Raw genomic sequence first — 21,776 nt, 5'->3', positions numbered from 1 at the left:
CGACCCGCAAAATCGATGATGGTAGCGTCGTCCATGATGGTGGTGCTCCTTTGGATGGTGGCTTGTGTCGCAACAACAAACCAACCAGATGCACCGCCGTCATTCAAACCGCCCAGACACCAGATTCAGCCATAACTCCATCTCGGTCCGCACCCTTGGCAGAAGGTTGCTTAATCCGATCATTTGTTACCTCTTCCCCGCCCTTTCAGGACGGTCTGACACCCCACTTAGATATTGGAAGATGTGAGGGCGAAACGCGGCGGGATTGCGGCTGGAAATGTGAAGAAAATAAGAAGCGTATTGTTTTTTATGGATAATTCAGTGCCTAAAGGCCTTATTGATGCCCCGTGTGAAACAGTTGGCCACATTTCGCCATTTCGTTCTCTAAACCTTGTCTCAGATAAAGCGTTATAAAGTTAACCAAGCTGTCATAGGCTGGTGGAATAACGCGGCGAAGTGCAAAAGCTCGGGAGGAATACATGAGCTCGATACCAGCCAATGAACCGACATTTCGGGAGTCAGTCGACCTGATGTTCAATCGCGCGGTTGCGCTGATGGATCTCCCGCCCGGTCTTGAAGAAAAAATCCGGGTTTGCAATGCGACCTATACTGTCCGGTTCGGCGTGCGGTTGAGCGGCCAGATCAAGACGTTCACGGGGTACCGCTCGGTTCATTCCGAACATATGGAGCCGGTCAAGGGCGGCATCCGTTATGCCCCGTCGGTGCATCAGGACGAGGTTGAGGCGCTTGCCGCGCTGATGACCTACAAATGCGCCTTGGTCGAAGCCCCGTTTGGCGGGTCCAAAGGTGGTCTGCGGATCGACCCGCGCGAATATGATGAATACGAGTTGGAACAGATCACCCGCCGCTTTGCCTATGAACTGGCCAAGCGCGATCTGATCCATCCGGCCCAGAACGTGCCCGCCCCCGATATGGGAACAGGCGAACGTGAGATGTCGTGGATCGCGGACCAATATGCCCGAATGAACACAACCGACATCAACGCGCGCGCCTGCGTCACCGGCAAACCGATCAACAATGGCGGGATCGCCGGACGGGTCGAAGCGACTGGTCGTGGCGTTCAATATGCGCTGCGGGAGTTCTTCCGTCATCCCGAAGACATCAAGAAGGCCGGTTTGTCCGGTACGCTTGATGGCAAACGGGTTGTCGTTCAGGGCTTGGGGAATGTGGGCTACCACGCGGCCAAGTTCCTGTCCGAAGAAGACGGGTGCAAGGTCATCGGCATCATCGAACGCGATGGGGCGCTTTATAATGAAGCGGGCCTGAACGTCGATGCGGTTCGCGATTGGATCGTCAAGCATGACGGCGTGACCGGCTATCCGGATGCCCGCCATACCGCCGAAGGGCCAGATGTGCTCGAGGCGGAGTGCGACATCCTGATCCCGGCGGCGCTTGAAGGGGTGATCAACCTGACCAACGCGGCCCGTATCAAGGCCCCGCTGATCATCGAGGCGGCGAACGGTCCGATTACTGCAGGCGCCGACGACATTCTGCGGGCCAAGGGAACGGTCGTGATTCCGGACATGTATGCCAACGCAGGTGGTGTGACGGTATCCTATTTCGAATGGGTCAAGAACCTGAGCCACATTCGTTTTGGCCGGATGCAGCGCCGTCAGGAAGAAGCGCGGCACCAGCTGGTCATCGACGAATTGCAGCGCCTTGATGACATGCTTGGCGACAAGTGGTCGATGACGCCGGACTTCAAGCAGAAGTACCTTCGCGGTGCGGACGAGCTTGAACTGGTGCGGTCGGGACTCGATGACACGATGCGGATCGCCTACCAGTCGATGCGCGAAGTCTGGCACGGGCGCGACGACGTCGAAGACCTGCGCACCGCTGCCTACATCGTGGCGATCACCAAGGTCGCAGCAGCGTATCGGGCCAAGGGGCTCTGACGGATGACAATGTGATTGGGCTGGGTTAGGTGTTGACCAGACCCGGCCCAATTCACGAGGACGTCCATGATCCGCAGTTTGCTTGCCACTTTTGCTCTGACCATCAGCCTGTCGGTTCCGGCCATGGCGCAGGACAAGGAAGCCGAGTGTCGCAAGATCGGGCAGATCGCGACAAACATCATGACCGAGCGGAAGAACGGCTCGAATGAACGGCGGGCGGAACGCCGGGTTTTGCGCGGCATCCCCAACATGTCCAAGAATGACGAAGTGCTCACGGTCAACCTCGTCAGTTGGATCTATTCGTTGCCCGAGGAAAAGCTGACGCCCGAAGTCAGCAATGCGGTTTATCAGACCTGCATTTCACAGTAACTCTGTCCGCAACGACGCCCGCTCCGGGCTGCTGGGCCACTGGACTCTCGGCCCTCGAAACCCGATATTCTTGGAATGAGTCTGCCACCCAATTTTCTGGATGATCTGCGCACCCGCATCAGCCTGTCTCAGGTGGTGGGGCGCAAGGTGCTTTGGGACACGCGCAAGTCCAATCAAGCCAAAGGCGACATGTGGGCGCCATGCCCGTTTCATCAGGAAAAGTCCGCCAGTTTTCACGTCGATGACCGCAAGGGCTATTACTATTGCTTCGGCTGTCACGCCAAGGGCGACGCCATCTCGTTTGTGCGCGAGACCGAGAATGTCAGTTTCATGGAGGCGATCGAGATCCTCGCAGCCGAGGCGGGGATGCCGATGCCTGCCCGCGATCCGAAGGCGCAGGAAAAGGCAGACCATCGGACACAGCTGGTCGAAATCATGGAAAAGGCTGTACGCTTTTTCCGGCTTCAAGTGCGCGGCGGGGCAGGGTCGGACGCCCGCGATTATCTTCTGCGACGCGGTCTGGATGACGCGACGCAGGACCGGTTCGACATCGGCTTTGCTGCACCGGGCTGGCAAACCCTTTGGGACCATCTGACCGGGCAGGGGATCGCACCGGACAAGATCATCGAAGTCGGGTTGGCGAAACCGTCGCAGAAAGGTGGCAAACCTTACGACACCTTCCGCAACCGCATCATGTTCCCGATCCGCGATGCGCGTGGCAGGACAATTGCCTTTGGCGGCAGGGCGATGGACCCGGACGACAACGCGAAATACCTCAACAGCCCGGAAACACCGCTCTTCGACAAAAGCCGGACGCTTTACAATCAGGGGCCCGCGCGCGAGGCAGCGGGCAAAGGTCAGTCGTTGATCGTGGCCGAAGGTTATATGGACGTGATCGCGCTGGCTTCGGCCGGGTTTGAGGCGGCGGTGGCACCCTTGGGCACGGCTGTGACCGAAACCCAGTTGCAGATGCTCTGGCGCATCACGGACGAGCCGATCATGGCGCTGGACGGCGACAAGGCCGGACTGAACGCGGCGTACCGTGTGATTGATACGGCCCTGCCGCTGTTGGAAGCGGGCAAATCCCTGCGTTTTGTGCTGCTGCCGGAAGGCAAGGACCCGGACGACCTGATCCGGTCCGAAGGGCGCGATGCGATGCGCCTTCTGCTGGAAACAGCACAGCCCATGGTGCAGTTGCTGTGGCGGCGCGAAACCGAGGGACGGGTTTTTGACAGCCCGGAACGCAAGGCGGCGCTCGACAAGACGCTTCGAGAACGCATCCGCACGATCCAGGACGCGTCGCTGCGCAGCCACTACGGTGAAGAGATCAAGCGCTTGCGGTGGGATCTGTTCCGGTCGCCTGCCAAACGTGACAACACACCGGCACGCCGGTTTGGTGCAGGCGTGCCCTCAAAGCCGGTAGAAGGAACGCGGGCGTCCATGCTGGTTGCCGGTGGCTCAGGTGTCGAGACCCGTTTACGTGAGGCGGTGATCCTTGCGGCACTGATTGTTACGCCTGATCTGATTTCGGAATTTGAAAGCCAGATCGAGGATATGTCCTGTGTTGACCCCGATCACGCAACGATCAGAACGTGCCTCTTGCGCCACGCTGGCGAACCTGCGGATGTCGTTCAGGCCGCAGTAGATGCGCAACTTGGCGAGCCCGCCCTTGAAAAGCTCTGCCGTGCACGCCATGTGGCCATCACACCATGCCTTCGTAATCCCGGAGATCGTGAAACGGCCCGTTTGACCATTGCAGAAGAGCTGGCGAAACTGGAGGCGGGCACTGGTCTGGATGCGGAAATTGCCGAAGCGGCCGAAGACTTGTATGGTCCGGCAGATGAAACGCTGACATGGCGACTGGGACAGGCAGCCGCAGCACGCCAAATTGCGCAACGTGCGCAGTCCGAAGACAAGGCTGAATACGATCTTGGTCCAAACGGGGCCCCGATCAATCGAGAAGAACGCAGCGCATTTGCCGCTTTGATGGAAACCATTCGCTTCGAGAAACCCCGGAGTTGACAGTGTTTTGCTAAGGAACGCGTAAACAAAAAAAGGTAAACGGGTGTGCGAATCACCATTTCGCGCTAATGATTCGGGTCAATCGAATCGCCCCGCCTCGACAGGAGCATCCATGGCCGCCAAAGATAACGACGACGCCAAGACCGAAGATCGCGATGACGATGTAAGCCTCGACATGAGCCAAGCAGCGGTCAAGAAAATGATCGCTGAAGCCAGAGAGCGCGGGTACATCACCTATGATCAGCTGAACGAGGTATTGCCTCCCGATCAGGTCAGTTCCGACCAGATCGAGGATGTTATGTCCATGTTGTCCGAGATGGGAATCCAAGTCACCGAAGATGACGAGGATTCCGAGGACGATGACGACAAGGGCACAACAGACCTTGTTCAGACAGCTCGGCCCGGTGAAATCACGCTGGCGTCCGGGACAGCTGAAAAGCTGGACCGTACCGACGACCCGGTTCGCATGTATCTGCGCGAGATGGGCAGCGTCGAACTGCTGAGCCGTGAAGGCGAAATCGCGATTGCGAAACGGATCGAGGCCGGGCGCAATACGATGATTGCCGGGCTTTGCGAAAGCCCGCTGACCTTCCAGGCGATCACCATCTGGCGCGAAGAACTTCTGAGCGAAGACATCCTGCTTCGCGACGTGATTGACCTTGAAACCACGTTCGGCAACCAGATGGGTGACGACGAAGTGGTGGCGCCCGGTGTGGTTGCCGGTGGCGACACGTCGTCCGACAGCGAGTCGAACGACACTCAGGAACTGGATGCCGACGGCAACCCGATCAGCCGCGAAGACGATGATGACGAGGACGAACAGGCCAACATGTCTTTGGCCGCGATGGAAGCCGCGCTCAAGCCGCGCGTGCTCGAAACGCTGGATCGCATTGCGCAGGACTACGAAGAACTGGCCAGCATGCAGGACAACCGTATCTCGGCCACGTTGAACGAGGATGGATCCTTCAGCAAAGGCGATGAAGAACGGTATCAGAAGCTCCGTTCCGAAATCGTCGTGCTGGTGAACGAACTGCACCTGCACAACAATCGCATCGAAGCGCTGATTGACCAGCTTTACGGCATCAACAAGCGCATCATGTCCATCGACTCTGCGATGGTGAAGCTGGCCGATCAGGCCCGCATCAACCGCCGCGAATTCATTGACGCCTATCGCGGACGCGAACTTGACCCGAACTGGCTGGACGAAATGGCCGAAAAGGCGGGGCGTGGCTGGCAGATGTTCATTGAACGCTCGCTGGACAAAGCCGAAGAACTGCGCGCCGACATGGCGCAGGTTGGTCAGTATGTCGGTCTCGACATCAGCGAATTCCGTCGCATCGTCGCACAGGTCCAGAAGGGCGAAAAAGAGGCGCGTCAGGCCAAGAAGGAAATGGTCGAAGCGAACCTGCGTCTCGTGATTTCGATCGCCAAGAAATACACCAACCGCGGTTTGCAGTTCCTCGACCTCATTCAGGAAGGCAATATCGGCCTGATGAAGGCGGTCGATAAGTTCGAATACCGCCGCGGTTACAAGTTCTCGACCTACGCCACATGGTGGATCCGTCAGGCGATCACCCGCTCCATCGCGGATCAGGCGCGCACGATCCGTATCCCGGTCCACATGATCGAAACGATCAACAAGCTGGTCCGCACCGGCCGCCAGATGCTGCACGAAATCGGTCGCGAACCGACGCCGGAGGAACTGGCCGAAAAGCTGCAGATGCCTTTGGAGAAGGTGCGCAAGGTGATGAAGATCGCCAAGGAGCCGATCTCTCTCGAAACCCCCATCGGGGACGAGGAAGACAGCCAGCTTGGCGATTTCATCGAGGACAAGAATGCCGTGCTGCCTTTGGACAGCGCCATTCAGGAAAACCTCAAGGAAACCACGACACGGGTTCTGTCGTCGCTGACTCCGCGCGAGGAACGGGTTCTGCGGATGCGCTTTGGCATTGGCATGAACACCGACCACACGCTTGAGGAAGTGGGTCAGCAGTTCAGCGTGACGCGCGAACGTATTCGTCAGATCGAAGCTAAGGCGCTGCGCAAGCTCAAGCATCCCAGCCGGTCGCGCAAGCTGCGGTCGTTCCTGGATCAGTAAGCGATGTCGTTTCTCAAGAAACTCTTTGGCGGAGGCGGTGGATCAAACACACCGCCTTCGGCCCCTGCCGAGACCCATAACGGCTACACGATCTATGCCGAACCGGTCAAAGATGGCGGGTCGTGGCGCATTGGTGCCCGCATCGAGAAAGAGATCGACGGCGAGGTCAAATCGCATTTCATGATGCGCGCAGACACGCTGCAGGATTTCGACACAGCCGCGAAAGCGTCGATGGACAAGGCGCGCATGTTGGTGGACCAGCAGGGCGATACGATTTTCCGGTGATCACTGAATGAACCGCGTTCGGACCCTGACGGCCTATCTGCCGTGGTCCATCCTCATCTTGGTGTGTGCAACGCTTGGACTTGCCCCATTTGTGCCCGAGCCGCACATTTGGGAAAAGCTCGAGATGCTGGTCTCCGGTCAACTGACGCAACCGTTAGATATATTTGACTTTTTGCTTCACGGCACGCCATGGGCACTGCTGGTGCTCAAACTGGCCCTTCGAGGCACCACGCCGGCGAAATAAGACCCCCAACCAAGTGGCAGGGGGTCTTGTCGTTTGCCACGTAAGCGAAACCGCTCTTTAGTTCGTCGGCATCAGGAACACTTCCTGAATGGTCGCACGCGGGTCGGCTTCCAAAGCAAAGAGAACCGAACGTGCTACGTCTTCGGGCTTCAGCTTGTCGGGCTTCGCATCGTCAAAGAACGGGGTATCCACCATGCCCGGTGCGATGACCGTGCAACGCCCACCCCAGTCGCGCATTTCCTCGGCGATGTTGCCGCCATACCCATGCACAAACCATTTCGACGCACCATAGACCGACCCTTTGATATGGCGACGGCCGGCAGCCGAGCCGGTCATCAGAAGGTGACCTTTGGAGGCTTTGAGATGCGGCATCGCCGCCTTGGTCGTCCAGAGCAGACCCATGATGTTCAGTTGCACCATGGTTTGCCATTCCTCCGGGTCGCCGTCATCGGTGCCGGAAACGCTGAGACCGGTGCCGGCGTTTGCGAAGGCGGCATCGACTGATCCGAAAGTGTTGGCCAGCTTGGCCAATGCGTCGGTCTGCGAGGCAAGATCGGTTGCGTCACCGGGAAGGGCCACGCCGTAGTCACCGAATTCATCGGCAAGAGCGGTCAGCTTGTCCTCTGACCGTGCGAAGAGGCCGACATTCCAACCGTGTTCGACTGCTGCGCGCGCGGTTGCTTCGCCGATGCCGGTTGAGGCGCCGGTGATGAAAAGGGTCTTGCGTGTCATGAAGTGTCCTTCGGATTGGTGTCTGTTGTCAGATCACCAACCCGAAGAGGACCGTCCGGGTTCCCCCGGACCCTCCGATCCGTTCAGCTCAGGTGTTCGTTGAAGAACGCGATCGTTCGATCCCAAGCGAGTTCCGCCGCCGCTTCGTCATAACGGGGCGTGCTGTCATTGTGGAAACCATGGTTCACGCCCGGATAGATATGGGCGGTATAGGTCTTGCCGTGTTCCTTCAGCGCAGCCTCATATGCAGGCCAGCCTTCGTTGATGCGCTCGTCCAGTTCGGCGTAATGGATCAGCAGTGGGGCCTGAATCTTGGGCACATCTGCTGCATTGGCCTGACGGCCATAGAACGGTACAGAGGCACCCAGTTCGGGATAGGCCACGGCCATCGCATTGCAGACGCCGCCGCCGTAGCAGAACCCGACACAGCCCACTTTGCCGGTGGTGTCCGAGTGCCCGGCAAGGAATTCGTAAGCTGCAAAGAAGTCGTTCATCAGCTTTTCGCCATCGACCGTACGCTGCAATTCGCGCCCTTCCGCATCGTTGCCCGGATAGCCGCCGACGCTTGTCAGCCCATCGGGAGCCAAAGCGATGAAGCCGGCTTTTGCCACGCGGCGCGCCACGTCTTCGATGTATGGGTTCAGACCACGGTTCTCGTGGATGACCACAACAGCGGGTGCCGGACCCGTCAGGTTGGCAGGCTTCACCAGATAGCCGCGCACTTCGCCATGGCCGTTGGGCGAGGGATACATGATGTATTCGGGCAGGATGTCAGGGTCGTTGAAACTCACCTGCTCGGCCAAAGCATAGTTCGGCGACATCATGTTCAGCAGTGCCGCTGCCGTCAGGCCGCCCACCGCGAACTTGGCTGCACGATCAAGAAACTCGCGCTTGGTGATCTGGCCGTGTGCGTAATAATCGTAAAGCTCAAGCAACTCCTGATCAAAGTCCTTGGCCGTCATGCGTTTGGTCGGGGTAATCTCGTTCATGGCAAATCTCCCTGTGACACCGTCGCGTCGCCTTTTGCAGCCCGCGTCCGTGGGAAAGAGGATAGTGCTCTGCGGTGGTGCGGCTATTGTTCATTTATGCAGACCGTTTTTCAGATAAACACAACCGGGCCCGGCCTCTACGAATTCACCGAGGAGGTTGCTGGCTGGGTTGCGGGCAGTGGCGTTCTCACGCTGTTCATACAGCACACGTCGGCCAGCCTTCTGATCCAGGAAAACGCGGACCCCGAGGTCAGGACCGATCTGGCCGCCTTTTTTCATCGGCTGGTGCCGCCAACCACTGATCCATCCATGTCCTACCTGACCCACACTTACGAAGGACCTGACGATATGCCCGCCCATATCAAGGCGGCGCTGCTTCCAGTCAGCCTGTCTATTCCCGTTCTGAACGGGCGCATGGCGCTGGGAACGTGGCAGGGCATTTACCTGTTCGAGCATCGCAACGCGCCCCATACCCGCCGGGTGGTGGCGCATCTTCGCTGAGAACCGCTGGACAAACCCCGGATATGATGCATCCGGACCACCACAGTTTGCGGCTTGAATTCCCCTCTACCCAAAACTTCGCGGCTCACCTATAGTGACTGTGGATAAGTGGGAATAACCCACAGTCTGAGGCAGAGACGAAAAAAGAGGGGAATGGCCAATGCGCTGCCCGTTTTGCGGAAATATTGATTCTCAGGTGAAAGACAGTCGTCCTGCGGAGGACCATGTTGCCATTCGGCGCAGACGCTTTTGCCCGGCCTGCGGAGGCCGATTTACAACTTATGAACGCGTTCAATTGCGGGATCTCGTTGTCATCAAGACAAGCGGCAGGCGCGAGGATTTTGATCGCGACAAGCTGGAACGCTCGATCCGCATGGCAATGCAGAAACGTCCGATTGATCCGGAACGGATCGACCAGATGATTTCCGGCATCGTGCGCCGTCTGGAAAGCCTTGGTGAGACCGACATCGCATCGAAACAGATCGGTGAGATCGTCATGGAGACACTCGCCCGTATCGACACGGTCGCCTATGTGCGCTTTGCGAGTGTTTACAAGAACTTCCAGGAAGCCGACGACTTCGACAAATTCGTCAGCGAATTGCGCCCGAACGAAAAAGACAAACCCAAATCTGAAGAGTGACGCTGTCCCATGCGCCCGGATGATGCGCGCCATATGCACCGGGCGTTGGAACTGGGCCGACGCGGGATGGGCAACACATGGCCCAATCCTGCGGTGGGCTGTGTCATTGTTCAAGGCGAGATGGTGGTCGGAGAGGGATGGACCCAACCGGGCGGCCGCCCGCATGCCGAGACCGAGGCTTTGGCGCAGGCAGGCGCGGCAGCACGGGGTGCTACGGCCTATGTCACGCTGGAGCCTTGCGCCCATCATGGCCAAACCCCGCCCTGCACCGATGCGCTGATCGCCGCCGGAATTGCCCGGGTCGTGGCCCCGTTTGTGGACACCGATCCGCGTGTATCGGGCCAAGGCTTTGACCGTTTGCGCGCGGCGGGTGTCGAGGTGGCGACCGGCGTTTGTGCCGATGAGGCGGCCGAGGACCACGCCGGGTTCTTCAACCGCATCGAAAGCGGGCGCCCGCTGCTGACGCTGAAGCTTGCCACAAGCCTTGACGGGCGGATTGCCACCGCCAGCGGCGACAGCCAGTGGATTACCGGACCGGACACCCGCGCCTACGTTCATCGCCTTCGCGCGACGCATGATGCGGTGATGGTGGGGGCCGGGACCGTACGGGCGGACGATCCATTGCTGACGGTTCGGGGTATTGACGTGCCCCGGCAACCGGTGCGCATCGTCGTGTCGCGCAGGCTTGACCTGCCCATCAACAGCAATCTTGCCCGCAGTGTGGACATCGCGCCGGTGTGGTTGTGTCATGCAGACAACGCGCCAGAGGATGCCAGGCAAGCTTGGTTGAGCCGAGGAGCCAAACTGATCCAGGTGCCTTTGCATGGGCGGCAGGTCGAGATTGTCGCTCTCATGCAGGCGCTAGGGGATGCCGGTCTGACCCGCGTGTTCTGCGAGGGTGGTGGCGAACTGGCCGCAAGCCTTCTCGCCGCTGATGTGGTGGACGGGCTTGATCTGCATATGGGCGGTGTCGTGATCGGGGCCGAGGGCCGTCCCGCGCTGGGTGCTTTGGGTCTGGGCAAATTGGCGGATGCCCCGCGTTTTGAGCTCAAATCCTTGCGGCAAAGTGGCGATGACGTGGTGCAAAGCTGGACGCGTCAGCGCCGCCAAAGCCACGCATAACTGGCCATCACGCCTTGGGCCTTTGCCAGCAGGCGCAATCGCTTGGACGAAGGAACACCTCCAGCCCCCAGTCGATCCAGTGCCACTTCGATCGGGCAAGCCTGTTTGGTGATTGGATCGAAATAGCGCGGATAGTCGATCAGCGCCGCATGCACCAACATCTCGAGCGTGACGACCTTACCGCGGCGTGTTGGAGTGGGGCAGAGATCTGTCGTCAGTCCCCATCCGGCGTAGAACGGTAACCCCAGCGTTGTTACGGGCACGTCGCGCAGCAACGCCTCGAACCCGGTGAGGGATGTCATCGTCCAGACCGCATCGACCTGTGCCAAAAGGTGCGCCATCGGGATGTCGGTTACAACCTCGTCCGCCCATTGGGTCGCATCGGCAACCAGACCGGGCCGCAGGCCAGCCACCACATCAGGATGCGGTTTGTAAAGGATATGCGCCTCGGCATTCGCGTCGCGAACCCTTTTGAGAAGGGTTGCGTTGGTCTGAATTTCGGGGCTCCCGATGATCACTGACGCGTCGTCTTCGACCTGTCCAGGAACCAACAGGACAGGGCGTTTGCCCTCCATGTCCAATGGTTTTGATGGAACACCCGTCGCGTATTTGGTCACTTGCTCGATCAGGATGCGCCGGATGATCCCACGGGCACGGGCAAGCGCGTGATCCGGTAAGTCGATGCTTTGTGCGATGAGCGTCTCGAGCCGCGATGGCCGGGTCGGGTCGTAGTAGATGCCGGTCTCGTCCAGAACGAGCGACAGAGGGGGAACCAGTTCCGCGCCAAGCCCCTGCGACCGGATGAACCCGTCTTCGACGCAAACTTCACCGTCTTTCGCAGCCATGCCCCAAGCCATGACCTTGGCGCCTTCGGTCGGATGCGCCCCACCGAACCGCATGGGGTTCTGGCTGCCGAACATCGCTTGCATATGGGGGCGTTTCCACAAGCGGATATTGCGCCCGACCCAACCGTTCCTGTCTTCAAGATAGGCGCGCTGCGTCGCTTCCAATGTTCCGATCACGCGCTCCAGATCGCACAGGCGGTCGTGATAGGGATCGTACCAGACCGGGTAGCGCATCATCGCCCCCGCAAACAGTTGCGCGCGGGTCAGCTTGCGCTGTCTGCGGATCAATTGATGTTCGTCCTCCGTCAGCCCCCACCCGGCGTAAAAGGGCGTTCCGAATACGCGGGGTTTGTGGCCTGCAAGGATCGCCTCGAACCCCATTTGCGAGGACAGCGTGTAAACCGCGATGGCCCCTTCGAGCAGGTCCATCGGGGCATACGCGCCATCGACAAAGGAAATCCGTCCCTGCGCCTGGTCCTGGGTGTAATGTCCCTGCCGTTTGCCCGCCTGCGTTTCAGGATGTGACCGGATCAGAATACGCGCTGCCGGGTGTTCCGTCTGAGCGTAGTAGAGCATCTCGGCAAAGCGGGCGCGCGCCATGTCGGCCCCGGGCACCGAGGCCAGCACCGAGGCATCGCCTTCCACCTGATCGATCACCAGTACATAGCCCGGCTCGGGCACAGTCAGGTCAAGATCGTAGGCGCTGTATTTCGACAGGCGCGACCGTTGGATCCGCCCCATCAGGTCCCGAGCTGAGTTGAGCAACGCGGAATCGTCCAGCGGATCATTGATCAACAGGCGCTCCAAGTCGGACGGTTGAGACGCATCGAAATGCAGACCGGTCTTGTCCAGCACCAGTCCCAAAGGAGGTTCGCGCTCTACGCGTCCCGGATGCAAAGAGCGCAAGAATGCATCTTCGACGCGCAGCACCGGCGTATCGCGGCCCTCGGCCACGGCGAGCCCCCGCTCTGCGCTTGGGGCAGCACCCCAGACGCCGACCCAATCATCGCCTGACGGTCGGCCCAGCGAAACGGACCACCCCGCAAGGTCGAGAATGCGTTTGACCCGGCTTTGGGTCAGGAAACCGGAATTGTAGACGTACAAACGCCGGGAAGTCTCCTCCCCGGCGTTTGTCCATGCTTTCGGAGGCTGCATCGCCCCGTTACTCTGTGGTCGTCCCGCCTGTGGCTACACTCCCCAGGCTCTGTGCGCTTCCAAGCGTACCGGTGATCGACGCAATGGTGCGGTTCCACTGAACGATCGGTGCCTCGGTCACGTAGATCGTGTCACGATCGCGGATCAGGAAGTCGCGGGCGATGAAAAGACCATTCGGCTCTGTCAGGTCCATCACGTAGATCAGGCGCTGTGCGCCAACCAGATCGTTCCGGCCGAGGACTGCGTTTGCGATTTCGGCAGGTTCATTGCGGAAGACAAAGACACCTGTCGGGTCTGCGGTGGATGCGCTTAGCCCGCCAAGCTGCGCCAAAGCCTCGACCAGCGACAAGGTCTGCGTGTCGAACGTCAAACGCGTTTGCGTCCCTGCAGCGCCAAGCGCAGTAAAGGAGCGTTGATCCGCCTGGATCAGGATGCGATCGCCATCGCGCAGGGCGATGTCCAGTTGCGGATGGTCGTACAGGTCTTCGAACCAGATGGTTTCGCTGACATTTCCGCGTGTCAGCGTGATCTGTGCAATCTCTGCCGCTTCGCCGATCCCACCCGCGCTGGCCAGCATTGCGGCGAGTGTGCGTGTCGGGCGGGTGATCGGGAACACGCCCTGAACCCCGGCGGACCCGAGGATCGACACGGTTGCGCCATCACCGGCGGTGCGGCGAACTTCGACCTGTGGGTCCGGAGTCTGTTCCTGCAGTTTCTCGGTGATGATCCGGCGAATGGCCTCGGGCGTATTGCCCGCGGCCTTGATGCGCCCGGCATAGGGGACAAAGATAAAGCCCGATCCATCGACCTGCACACCTTCCAGCGCGGTCGCATTGGCGGTCGGCCCGGCCAGCAGACCATCATCGACGTTTTCCCAAATGGTCAGGCCCAGAACGTCACCGGGTCGAATGATATCGGCGCTTTGCACGCCTGCATTTTTCAGATGGTCGGAAAAGCCCAATGCCGGGACAACCGCAGTCGTACGTGTCACACGGTCGTTGATGGCCACGACAAAGGCATCGCCCTCGCGCTGAACCGAACCGGCAAAGATCTGATTTTTAGTGGGGCCAACACCCGGCAGGCCACAGGACGCCAACACCGATGCCGACAGCACCACAGCGATGGACCGCGCCCACCGGAATTTTGAACTGAACACTGCTCGGTCTCCTCGACCAGTTATTGACTGCCTCGGTTTATATTTTTCAGGTAAGTTACCGGAATCCAGTCAGTTTGGCCAGTACTAGGGCTGGTGCATTTCAGCGAACGACACGCAACTGTTGCGCACCGGTCTCGCGGCGCTCCAAGCGGAGGTCATAGGGATCGTCGGGCGACAGCATCCTGTCGACCACCTGACGCAACAACTGGGACCGTCCCTTGGTGGAATAAAACCCGCCGGGAATTTGGCTCGTTTCGAGCAGAAATTGGCGATAGATGGCGTAGGCGTTGGGGTCAGGGGGCGATGGATCGGCAAAGAAATCGGGCAGGGGCTGATGCGATACCAGTCCGGGTTTGTCATAGACGCTGACCCCAAAGCTTCGCACCGGAAGACCGCGCCACAAGGCCTGATGCGCCGAGGTCGAATTGACCGTCACCGCAGAGCGCGCCGCTTGCAGCAGGTAAGCGAGCTTACCACCGCGCACGAAATGGATGCGATCCGACACACCTTGGGTCTTTGCGCTGTCTCGGATCGTGCGTTCCAAGGGCGCGCGCCCGTCTTCCAAAGGATGTGCCTTGAAGACCAGCCGGTGATGCGACGGGGCGCCCTGCGCAAATCCTGCGATCACCATGTCCACGAAGTCGGTCTGTGAGGCGAAATCCGAAAAGGCCCTGAAACTGGCGTCATGTTCAAGTTGCAACAGAACGACGTGATAGGGGCGGCCACCTGTGCGGATGCGGCGCGTGGTGATCCAGCGTTCGACCATGTAGCGGGGCCGCCGCAGCAATCGCAGCAGTTGAAGGCGAAATTCCTCGGCGACGGTCTGGTCGCGGTGTGGGCGGTAGTGCGGAAAGCGTTGGTTCCGGAACAGCACATGCCAGTGATACAGCGCCCCATGGACCATGTGCATCCGCAAATCACCCCACCGGTCTGGTGGCAGGGCGGGCACATCCGCTGTTCGGCTCAACGCGTTCTGCATCTGCTCCAGCGTGATCTGCATGAGCTTGGAATGGCCGTTCGACCCATCGCGTTCATAGGTCGCCCAATAGGGGCGCAGATACCCTTCCTCGAACACATGCACTGTCAGGCCGGCAGCTTTGGCGATCCTGATCGCATCGGAATGGTGACGGCGCACATCGCCTTAAAGCACGAGGTCCGTGGCCTTCGTCGTTTCGAGCCAATCTTTGAAGGTGCCCGGCCACTCGGACAGATCGCTTCGAAAATCCAGCAAAGACGACCGGTCCCGCCACCGGGATCCGTCCCCGGCATTGAACGCTACACGAAAACACCTTGCCCCGGTCTCCCGCAAGCGCACTGCCAATTCGCTGAAGAATGGGCCGTGTGGCCCCTGCAGGAACAGGAAAACGCGGGGTGCGTGGGTCTTGGGCTTGCCCGTTGTGTTTGTCATGTCGGCGCAGTATCCCTCGGACTGCCTGAAGACTAGCACAACAGGCGGCATTCTGAGAATCAAAATCCGCTAGGTTTTGCGCGGATGACGTCAGTGAGGGCAAGATCATGTTTACCGGTATCGTGACCGACATGGGCGACATCCGCAGCCTCGAACGGCGCGGCGATTTGCGGGCCCGGATCGGGACACATTACGACACCCAGAGCATCGACATCGGCGCGTCCATTGCGTGTAGCGGTGTTTGCCTGACCGTGGTGCAGCTAGGGCCGGACTGGTTCGATGTGGAGATCAGTGCGGAAACACTCGACAAGACCAATGTCGGCGCCTGGGTCGAGGGGCAGACGATCAACCTTGAACGGGCGCTCAAGCTCGGTGACGAATTGGGCGGTCATATCGTGTCCGGTCATGTCGACGGTCTGGCCGAGATTGTCGAGATGCGCCCCGAGGGGGACAGCGTGCGGTTTACGTTCGACGCCCCCCGCAGCCTGGCCCGCTTCATCGCGCCCAAGGGTTCGGTTGCATTGGACGGTACATCCCTGACGGTGAACGAGGTCGAGGACACGCGGTTCGGCGTGAACATCATTCCGCACACGCAAGAGGTTACGACCTGGGGCGCGTCCAAGGTGGGCGACAAGGTCAATCTCGAGATCGACACGCTGGCGCGGTATGTCGCGCGTCTGGCCGAGATGCAGGGCTGACGAACACGTCCATTGCCGCGACAGCACGACGCCCGACAATCCATGTGACCAGCACTCCGCCCCCATAGGCGGTGATCAGGAACAGGAACGGGCCAAACACGGGCGCGCCCTGGTAGAGCGCGATCAGCAGGGGCGTTCCGCTCAGGTTGCCCAGGTTGCCCATCTGCGCCAACGCCCCGTTCGCCAAAGCTCGCGATGGCGCATCTGCGTTGATCTGGGGCACCACGGCAAAGCCCGCGCTTTGCACGAGGGCCATGCTGGCGAAGAGCAGCAGGACGGTTGCCGTTGTGAACCCCACGAACAGGATCGCGACAGCCACACCTGCACACAAGGCGAAGCCCAGTGTCACAACAGGCTGTGCCGGGTGTCGCGACAGGATGGCGACCCCCACGGTCAAAGCGACTCCGATGGACACCAAGGGCGCGATTGCGGCCAGCCATGTCGGGGCCGTGCCCCCGGTCAGCAGCGGCAAGGCGGTCAGAACAGACACGAAGGTCAGCGTATAGCAGAGCCATGCCAAGGCCGGTGTGGCGATGCCGGGGGTCGCGTAGGCCGTCATATGACGGCGCAGGACCGAGATCCGCGTGGCTGGCGCGGGCGTGATGACGGGGTGCGGCAGGACCAGCAGAATAGCCCCGCAGGCAACTGTCATCCAGACCCCATGCGCGCCGATCAGCAGCGACAGCCCGCCTTGTGCGATCAACCATGGCGCGATGACGGCCGTCAGAGCAAAGGCCACACCGAAGAACGTGCTCCAGAGTGTCAGTGCGGCGGGGCGATACCGATCCGGCACCGCTTCGGCGATGAGGGTCGGTGCAGCGACGACGATGAGCAAGTGAGATGCGCCCTCCAGAACACGGCTCAGCATCAGTACCGGGAGCGACGGCAGGGTTGCCTGCCAGAATGACATCACGGCCCCCAAGGCCAGCGCCGCCACCAAGGCCCGCCGCGCACCGATGCGCGACACGACAATCCCGGCGACCAGTCCAAGGATCAGCCCAACAAGGCTGATCAGGGAAACCGCCAGCCCAAGAATGGCTTCGCTCTTGCCGGAATAGACCTGCGTCAGGGCGACAAAACTCACTGCCAGTTTTGAGAACTGCCCAGCCGCGCCAAGCCCTGCCAGATAGAGCGTCAGGGTCAACAAAAGCGGATGAGGGGTGCGCATGTCTTGGCCTTTCGGAAGTGCACGCACCATCTGTCATGCCGATCCGGTCTGCAATGTGCGTTGCACGTTTTTCTTTGCCCAAGAGCGGCATATGTAGAGGGCATGACCGCTTTGCCCGCTTCCCTTCAATCCTGGTTCGACACAAGAGGATGGTCGATTCATCCGCATCAACAGGACATGCTGAACCGGGCGTCCGATCCTTGCCTGCTGCTCATCGCGCCGACCGGGGGCGGCAAGACACTGGCGGGGTTCCTGCCGACGCTGGTGGAGTTGGCGAACAATCCGCGCGACGGGTTGCACACGCTCTATGTCAGTCCTCTCAAGGCGCTGGCTGCCGACATCAAGCGCAACCTGCGCACCCCCATTGACGAGGCGGGACTGCCGATCCGGGTCGAGGACCGCACCGGCGACACCTCAGCCCATATCAAGAAACGCCAACGCGCTGACCCGCCGCATATCCTGCTGACCACACCCGAGTCACTGGCGCTGCTGACCAGCTACGAAGACGCGCCGCGCATGTTCAAAGGCGTGCAGCGTGTGGTGGTGGACGAAATCCACGCGCTGGCGGAGTCGAAACGCGGCGATCAGTTGATGCTTGCGCTGGCCCGCTTGCAGGCCATGTGCCCCGACCTGCGCCGTGTCGGGTTGTCGGCCACGGTGGATGATCCGGCTGCCATTGCAAAGCTGCTTGCGCGTCACCCCGACCCTTGTGAGATCGTCGTCGCCGATCCGGGCCCCGAGCCGGACATCGCCATGCTGGTCACTGATGAGCCGCCGCCGTGGTCCGGGGGTGGGGCGAAATACAGCATTCCGGCGGTGCTGGAGCAGGTCAAACAGCACAAGACGACGCTGATCTTTCACAACACCCGTGCTCAGGCCGAGATCTTCTTTCACAACCTCTGGCTCGCCAACGAAGACGCATTGCCCATTGGCATCCATCACGGCTCGCTCGACCGGCAACAGCGCGAAAAGGTCGAAGCGGCGATGGTGCGGGGGGACCTGCGAGCGATTGTCTGCACGGGGAGCCTTGATCTGGGCATCGACTGGGGCGATGTGGATCTGGTGATCCAAATCGGCGCGCCGAAGAATGTCAAACGTCTGGTGCAGCGGATCGGGCGCGCCAATCACCGCTACAACGCGCCGTCCAAGGCACTGCTGGTGCCTGCCAACCGGTTCGAAGTGGTCGAATGCGTGACCGCTTTGGAGGCGGTCAAGGCGCATGACCTAGACGGCGACTGGCGCGGGCGCGGACCACGCGATGTGCTTTGCCAGCATATCCTGATTGCCGCTTGTTCCGGCCCGTTCGACGCCGATGCGCTGTTTGCCGAGATGACCAGCGCAGGGGCCTATGCCGATCTCAGCCGCAAGGAATTTGATGCGTGCGTGGAGTTTTGTGCCACGGGCGGGTATGCCCTGCGGGCCTATGATCAATGGCAGCGGCTCAAGCAATTGCCCGATGGCCGCTGGCAGTTGCGCGATCCGCGATCCGCCGCGCGCATTCGGCAGAACATCGGCACGATTCAGGACACCGACACACTCAAGGTCAAATGGAGGGGCCGGGGAGGCGCACCTCTGGGCGAGATCGACGAAGGGTTCGCCGCGACTCTGACCAAGGGCGACACCTTCCTGATCGGTGGCCAGATCGTCCGCTATGAAGGGCTGCGCGAACTAACCGTCGAGGTCACCCGCGATCCGGGGCGAAAGCCAAAAATCGCCACCTTCATGGGCACGAAATTCGCCACATCCACCCAGTTGTCGAACCGTATCCTGCACATGTTCCAGCAGGATGACTGGCCTGACTTGCCCGCGCACACGCGAGACTGGCTGCACATCCAGCGTCGGGTCAGCCGCCTGCCCGAACCCGGTCGGTTGCTGATCGAAAGCTTCCCGCATGACGGGCGCGAGCAACTGGTGGCCTACGGCTTTGCCGGGCGCAACGCGATGCAGACGTTGGGGCTTCTTCTGACCAAGCGGATGGAGGAAGAAGGGCTGGCCCCCATGGGCTTTGTCGCCACGGATTACGCCGTTCTGATCTGGGGGCTGGATGCGGTGATCGACCCTGCGCCGCTGTTCGATCTTGTCGCTTTGGAAGCGGGACTAGACGGTTGGCTGGCGGGCAACGCGGTGATGAAACGAACCTTCCGCGCATCCGCCACCATCGCCGGCCTGATCGAACGCAATCTGGGTGGGCAGCGCAAGACCGGGCGGCAGGCGACCATGTCATCCGACATCCTTTATGACACGCTGCTGAAATACGACCCCGACCACCTGCTCATGCAGATCACCCGCGAAGAGGCGATGCGCGGATTGGTCGATTTCGCCCGCATCCGCGAGATGGCAGAACGGGTGGGGGATCGGATCGACCTGATGCGGCTCGATCGAGTCACGCCGCTGGCGGCGCCGCTGTTTCTCGAGCCCGGCCGCGTGCCGGTGCGGGGGCAGGCGGATGAGCGGTTGCTGGAGGAAGAGATCACGCGGCTGATGGAAACCAGCGGTCTGGCGCAGGTCGAGGCGCAACCAAGCAAGCCGAAATGGCGGGAGCCTTATTAAAGGCGTAAGCCGCGCAAATGCCCGGCCTGCATGGTCGTGTCAGGCGTCGGCCGGGCTTCAGCCCGGCACACCCTTCAGGTCACATCCCGATAAGAGATTTCCTTCACGTCCTTACCCGTTTTGCCGCGTCGCACGATCAGACGGTTGAGCGCGTGGATATAGGCCTTGGCCGATGCCACCACCGTGTCCGTGTCCGCCGATTGCCCGGTGGCGATCATTCCGTCCTCTTCCAGACGCACGCTCACTGTGGCCTGAGCATCCGTGCCTTCGGTGACCGCGTTCACCTGATAAAGCTGCAAGCGCGCCTTGTTCGGGTGCAGCATGCGGATCGCCTTGAACGTCGCATCGACAGGTCCGTCACCTTCGCTGACGGCAGATTTGTCGTCGCCGTTGATCTCCATCTCAAGCGTCGCTTCGGCTGGGCCACCAGTGCCGCAGACCACCTTGAGGTTCACAAGCTGCAGCGCGTCGTCGCCTTCGGTCGTCGCTGTGACCAAAGCAAGGATATCGTCGTCGAACACCTCTTTCTTGCGGTCAGCCAGATCCTTGAAGCGGACAAAGATATCCTTGAGCTGGTTGTCCCCCACCTCGACACCCAATTCCCGAAGCTTGGCGCGCAACGCGGCGCGGCCCGAATGCTTGCCCAAAGGCAGGGACGTGCCTGCGATGCCCACATCCTCGGGGCGCATGATCTCGAACGTTTCGGCGTTCTTGAGCATCCCGTCCTGGTGAATGCCCGACTCATGCGCAAAGGCGTTCTTGCCGACAATCGCCTTGTTGAACTGCACCGGGAAGCCCGACACGGTCGCCACGCGGCGCGAGATGTGCATGATCTTCTTGGTGTCGATATTGGTGTGATACGGCATGATGTCCTGTCGCACCTTGAGCGCCATCACCACTTCTTCCAGTGCGGTGTTGCCTGCGCGCTCGCCCAGACCGTTGATCGTGCATTCGATCTGCCGCGCGCCGCCAGCAACGGCCGCCAGCGCGTTGGCGGTCGCCATGCCAAGGTCGTTGTGGCAATGTGTGGCGAAAACCACCTCGTCGGCCCCCGGTACCGTCTCGATCAAACGACGGATCAGATCGGCGCTTTCCACCGGCGCAGTATATCCCACCGTGTCGGGGATGTTGATCGTCGAAGCACCCGCCTTGATCGCGATTTCGACCACGCGGCAGAGGTAATCCCATTCCGTGCGCGTCGCATCCATCGGCGACCACTGCACGTTGTTACAGAGGTTGCGGGCATGGGTCACGGTCTGTTCGATCCGCTCGGCCATTTCGTCCTTGGTGAGGTTCGGGATCGCCCGGTGCAGCGGCGAGGTGCCGATAAAGGTGTGAATGCGCGGCTGTTTGGCGTGGCGCACGGCCTCCCAACAGCGGTCGATATCCGGCAGTTGCGCCCGCGCCAATCCGCAGATCACGGCATCCTTCGAACGCTGCGCGATCTCGCTTACCGCGCGGAAATCGCCTTCCGAAGCGATAGGGAAGCCGGCTTCGATGATGTCGACCCCCATGTCATCAAGAAGCTCGGCAATCTCGAGCTTTTCGTCATGGGTCATGGTTGCGCCCGGAGACTGTTCGCCGTCGCGCAACGTGGTGTCAAAGATCACCACGCGGTCTTTGTCTGTGTTGGTCATGTCATCTTAATCCTCAGATCGCGGGTTTTGCTGCCGGAGGCACGCCGCTGTCGCCCGTGTTGGGCTCTCCCGTCGGTTCAATCAGCAACACCTGAGCTTCTGTTTCTGCACGCGGACGGTGGACCACGCCTTTCGGCACGATCACCAGTTCGCCGGGTCCGAAGGTGACGGATGGGGCCCCTTCGTACTCCATGGTGACCTCGCCTGATACGACGAGAAAGAAGTCATCGGTGTCATCGTG

At 60.5% G+C, this 21,776-nt stretch carries 20 protein-coding genes; 12 read left to right on the top strand and 8 right to left on the bottom strand.

Features of this window, described 5'->3' with window-relative positions; genetic code table 11:
- The 7 genes from JJ869_RS13160 to JJ869_RS13130 form a co-directional block, all read left to right on the top strand.
- On the top strand, window positions 1-317 hold a 317-nt coding region (locus JJ869_RS13160; protein WP_292267769.1), incomplete at its 5' end, for a hypothetical protein.
- Between the two features lie 162 nt (window positions 318-479).
- Window positions 480-1,916, top strand: coding sequence for a Glu/Leu/Phe/Val dehydrogenase (locus JJ869_RS13155; protein WP_292267767.1), 1,437 nt, complete (start codon window positions 480-482; stop codon window positions 1,914-1,916).
- Window positions 1,917-1,982: 66 nt separating this feature from the next.
- Window positions 1,983-2,285: a hypothetical protein gene (locus JJ869_RS13150; protein WP_292267766.1), complete on the top strand. Its 303-nt coding sequence runs from the start codon at window positions 1,983-1,985 to the stop codon at window positions 2,283-2,285.
- A 75-nt stretch (window positions 2,286-2,360) separates the two neighbouring features.
- The gene (gene dnaG, locus JJ869_RS13145) at window positions 2,361-4,307 is read left to right on the top strand and encodes a DNA primase (protein WP_292267764.1); all 1,947 of its coding nucleotides are present in this window, start codon (window positions 2,361-2,363) and stop codon (window positions 4,305-4,307) included.
- Between the two features lie 112 nt (window positions 4,308-4,419).
- Window positions 4,420-6,405 (top strand): RNA polymerase sigma factor RpoD, encoded by a 1,986-nt coding sequence (rpoD, locus tag JJ869_RS13140; protein ID WP_292267762.1) that lies wholly within the window; start codon window positions 4,420-4,422, stop codon window positions 6,403-6,405.
- Window positions 6,406-6,408: 3 nt separating this feature from the next.
- A complete protein-coding gene (locus JJ869_RS13135) occupies window positions 6,409-6,690 on the top strand; it encodes an HlyU family transcriptional regulator (protein WP_292267761.1) in 282 nt (93 codons plus the stop codon).
- A 7-nt stretch (window positions 6,691-6,697) separates the two neighbouring features.
- Window positions 6,698-6,934: an RND transporter gene (locus JJ869_RS13130; protein ID WP_292267759.1), complete on the top strand. Its 237-nt coding sequence runs from the start codon at window positions 6,698-6,700 to the stop codon at window positions 6,932-6,934.
- 57 nt (window positions 6,935-6,991) lie between these two features.
- Here JJ869_RS13130 and JJ869_RS13125 read toward each other — a convergent pair whose 3' ends face one another.
- Window positions 6,992-7,666 (bottom strand): SDR family oxidoreductase, encoded by a 675-nt coding sequence (locus JJ869_RS13125; protein ID WP_292267757.1) that lies wholly within the window; start codon window positions 7,664-7,666, stop codon window positions 6,992-6,994.
- Window positions 7,667-7,749: 83 nt separating this feature from the next.
- Window positions 7,750-8,655 (bottom strand): YghX family hydrolase, encoded by a 906-nt coding sequence (gene yghX, locus JJ869_RS13120; RefSeq protein ID WP_292267756.1) that lies wholly within the window; start codon window positions 8,653-8,655, stop codon window positions 7,750-7,752.
- Window positions 8,656-8,751: 96 nt separating this feature from the next.
- Here yghX and JJ869_RS13115 point away from each other — a divergent pair, with 96 nt between their 5' ends.
- The 3 genes from JJ869_RS13115 (at window position 8,752) to ribD (ending at window position 10,918) form a co-directional block, all read left to right on the top strand.
- Complete coding sequence (locus JJ869_RS13115) at window positions 8,752-9,156, top strand: secondary thiamine-phosphate synthase enzyme YjbQ (RefSeq protein ID WP_292267755.1); 405 nt, start codon at window positions 8,752-8,754, stop codon at window positions 9,154-9,156.
- Between the two features lie 160 nt (window positions 9,157-9,316).
- A complete protein-coding gene (gene nrdR, locus JJ869_RS13110) occupies window positions 9,317-9,796 on the top strand; it encodes a transcriptional regulator NrdR (RefSeq protein ID WP_292267754.1) in 480 nt (159 codons plus the stop codon).
- Between the two features lie 9 nt (window positions 9,797-9,805).
- Window positions 9,806-10,918, top strand: a complete 1,113-nt coding sequence (gene ribD / locus JJ869_RS13105; RefSeq protein ID WP_292267753.1) for a bifunctional diaminohydroxyphosphoribosylaminopyrimidine deaminase/5-amino-6-(5-phosphoribosylamino)uracil reductase RibD — start codon at window positions 9,806-9,808, stop codon at window positions 10,916-10,918.
- Here the strand turns inward: ribD and JJ869_RS13100 are convergent.
- From JJ869_RS13100 to JJ869_RS13090, 3 genes are all read right to left on the bottom strand, one after another.
- A complete protein-coding gene (locus JJ869_RS13100) occupies window positions 10,894-12,918 on the bottom strand; it encodes a capsular polysaccharide biosynthesis protein (protein ID WP_292267752.1) in 2,025 nt (674 codons plus the stop codon). The genes ribD and JJ869_RS13100 overlap by 25 nt on opposite strands.
- A 7-nt stretch (window positions 12,919-12,925) precedes the next feature.
- Entirely contained in the window at window positions 12,926-14,074 is a 1,149-nt protein-coding gene (locus tag JJ869_RS13095; protein ID WP_292267751.1) for a polysaccharide biosynthesis/export family protein, read from the bottom strand.
- Between the two features lie 100 nt (window positions 14,075-14,174).
- On the bottom strand, window positions 14,175-15,209 hold the full coding sequence (locus tag JJ869_RS13090; protein WP_366510455.1) for a capsule biosynthesis protein CapA: 1,035 nt from the start codon (window positions 15,207-15,209) through the stop codon (window positions 14,175-14,177).
- 380 nt (window positions 15,210-15,589) lie between these two features.
- Here JJ869_RS13090 and JJ869_RS13085 point away from each other — a divergent pair, with 380 nt between their 5' ends.
- Window positions 15,590-16,180 carry a riboflavin synthase gene (locus JJ869_RS13085; RefSeq protein WP_292267749.1) on the top strand — a complete coding sequence of 197 codons (591 nt, stop codon included), beginning with the start codon at window positions 15,590-15,592 and terminating at the stop codon, window positions 16,178-16,180.
- Here the strand turns inward: JJ869_RS13085 and JJ869_RS13080 are convergent.
- Window positions 16,119-17,348: an MFS transporter gene (locus JJ869_RS13080; RefSeq protein ID WP_292267747.1), complete on the bottom strand. Its 1,230-nt coding sequence runs from the start codon at window positions 17,346-17,348 to the stop codon at window positions 16,119-16,121. The genes JJ869_RS13085 and JJ869_RS13080 overlap by 62 nt on opposite strands.
- 102 nt (window positions 17,349-17,450) lie before the next feature.
- Between JJ869_RS13080 and JJ869_RS13075 the strand changes: the two genes are divergently transcribed.
- Window positions 17,451-19,898 (top strand): ligase-associated DNA damage response DEXH box helicase, encoded by a 2,448-nt coding sequence (locus tag JJ869_RS13075; protein ID WP_292267745.1) that lies wholly within the window; start codon window positions 17,451-17,453, stop codon window positions 19,896-19,898.
- Window positions 19,899-19,972: 74 nt separating this feature from the next.
- On the opposite strand, the gene JJ869_RS13070 is transcribed toward JJ869_RS13075, so the two are convergent.
- Both JJ869_RS13070 and JJ869_RS13065 read right to left on the bottom strand, forming a co-directional pair.
- Window positions 19,973-21,535 (bottom strand): 2-isopropylmalate synthase, encoded by a 1,563-nt coding sequence (locus tag JJ869_RS13070; RefSeq protein ID WP_292267744.1) that lies wholly within the window; start codon window positions 21,533-21,535, stop codon window positions 19,973-19,975.
- A gap of 13 nt (window positions 21,536-21,548) precedes the next feature.
- Window positions 21,549-21,776 (bottom strand): cupin domain-containing protein (locus tag JJ869_RS13065; protein ID WP_292267743.1); only part of this gene is annotated, 228 nt, incomplete at its 5' end.

The sequence above is a fragment of the Marivita sp. genome (genome assembly GCF_017643905.1).
Lineage (GTDB): Bacteria > Pseudomonadota > Alphaproteobacteria > Rhodobacterales > Rhodobacteraceae > Marivita.
Note: the sequence above shows the minus strand (reverse complement) of the source record. Positions and strands in the feature narration are given on the sequence as shown.

Excerpts from the sequence above, each read along its gene's own strand:
- JJ869_RS13135 (WP_292267761.1), top strand. The coding sequence starts at position 6,409 with ATGTCGTTTCTCAAGAAACTCTTTGGCGGAGGCGGTGGATCAAACACA.
- JJ869_RS13100 (WP_292267752.1), bottom strand. The coding sequence starts at position 12,918 with ATGCAGCCTCCGAAAGCATGGACAAACGCCGGGGAGGAGACTTCCCGG.
- rpoD (WP_292267762.1), top strand. The coding sequence starts at position 4,420 with ATGGCCGCCAAAGATAACGACGACGCCAAGACCGAAGATCGCGATGAC.
- JJ869_RS13115 (WP_292267755.1), top strand. The coding sequence starts at position 8,752 with ATGCAGACCGTTTTTCAGATAAACACAACCGGGCCCGGCCTCTACGAA.
- nrdR (WP_292267754.1), top strand. The coding sequence starts at position 9,317 with ATGCGCTGCCCGTTTTGCGGAAATATTGATTCTCAGGTGAAAGACAGT.
- JJ869_RS13155 (WP_292267767.1), top strand. The coding sequence starts at position 480 with ATGAGCTCGATACCAGCCAATGAACCGACATTTCGGGAGTCAGTCGAC.
- JJ869_RS13150 (WP_292267766.1), top strand. The coding sequence starts at position 1,983 with ATGATCCGCAGTTTGCTTGCCACTTTTGCTCTGACCATCAGCCTGTCG.
- JJ869_RS13130 (WP_292267759.1), top strand. The coding sequence starts at position 6,698 with ATGAACCGCGTTCGGACCCTGACGGCCTATCTGCCGTGGTCCATCCTC.
- dnaG (WP_292267764.1), top strand. The coding sequence starts at position 2,361 with ATGAGTCTGCCACCCAATTTTCTGGATGATCTGCGCACCCGCATCAGC.
- JJ869_RS13085 (WP_292267749.1), top strand. The coding sequence starts at position 15,590 with ATGTTTACCGGTATCGTGACCGACATGGGCGACATCCGCAGCCTCGAA.
- yghX (WP_292267756.1), bottom strand. The coding sequence starts at position 8,655 with ATGAACGAGATTACCCCGACCAAACGCATGACGGCCAAGGACTTTGAT.
- JJ869_RS13125 (WP_292267757.1), bottom strand. The coding sequence starts at position 7,666 with ATGACACGCAAGACCCTTTTCATCACCGGCGCCTCAACCGGCATCGGC.
- ribD (WP_292267753.1), top strand. The coding sequence starts at position 9,806 with ATGCGCCCGGATGATGCGCGCCATATGCACCGGGCGTTGGAACTGGGC.
- JJ869_RS13080 (WP_292267747.1), bottom strand. The coding sequence starts at position 17,348 with ATGCGCACCCCTCATCCGCTTTTGTTGACCCTGACGCTCTATCTGGCA.
- JJ869_RS13075 (WP_292267745.1), top strand. The coding sequence starts at position 17,451 with ATGACCGCTTTGCCCGCTTCCCTTCAATCCTGGTTCGACACAAGAGGA.
- JJ869_RS13070 (WP_292267744.1), bottom strand. The coding sequence starts at position 21,535 with ATGACCAACACAGACAAAGACCGCGTGGTGATCTTTGACACCACGTTG.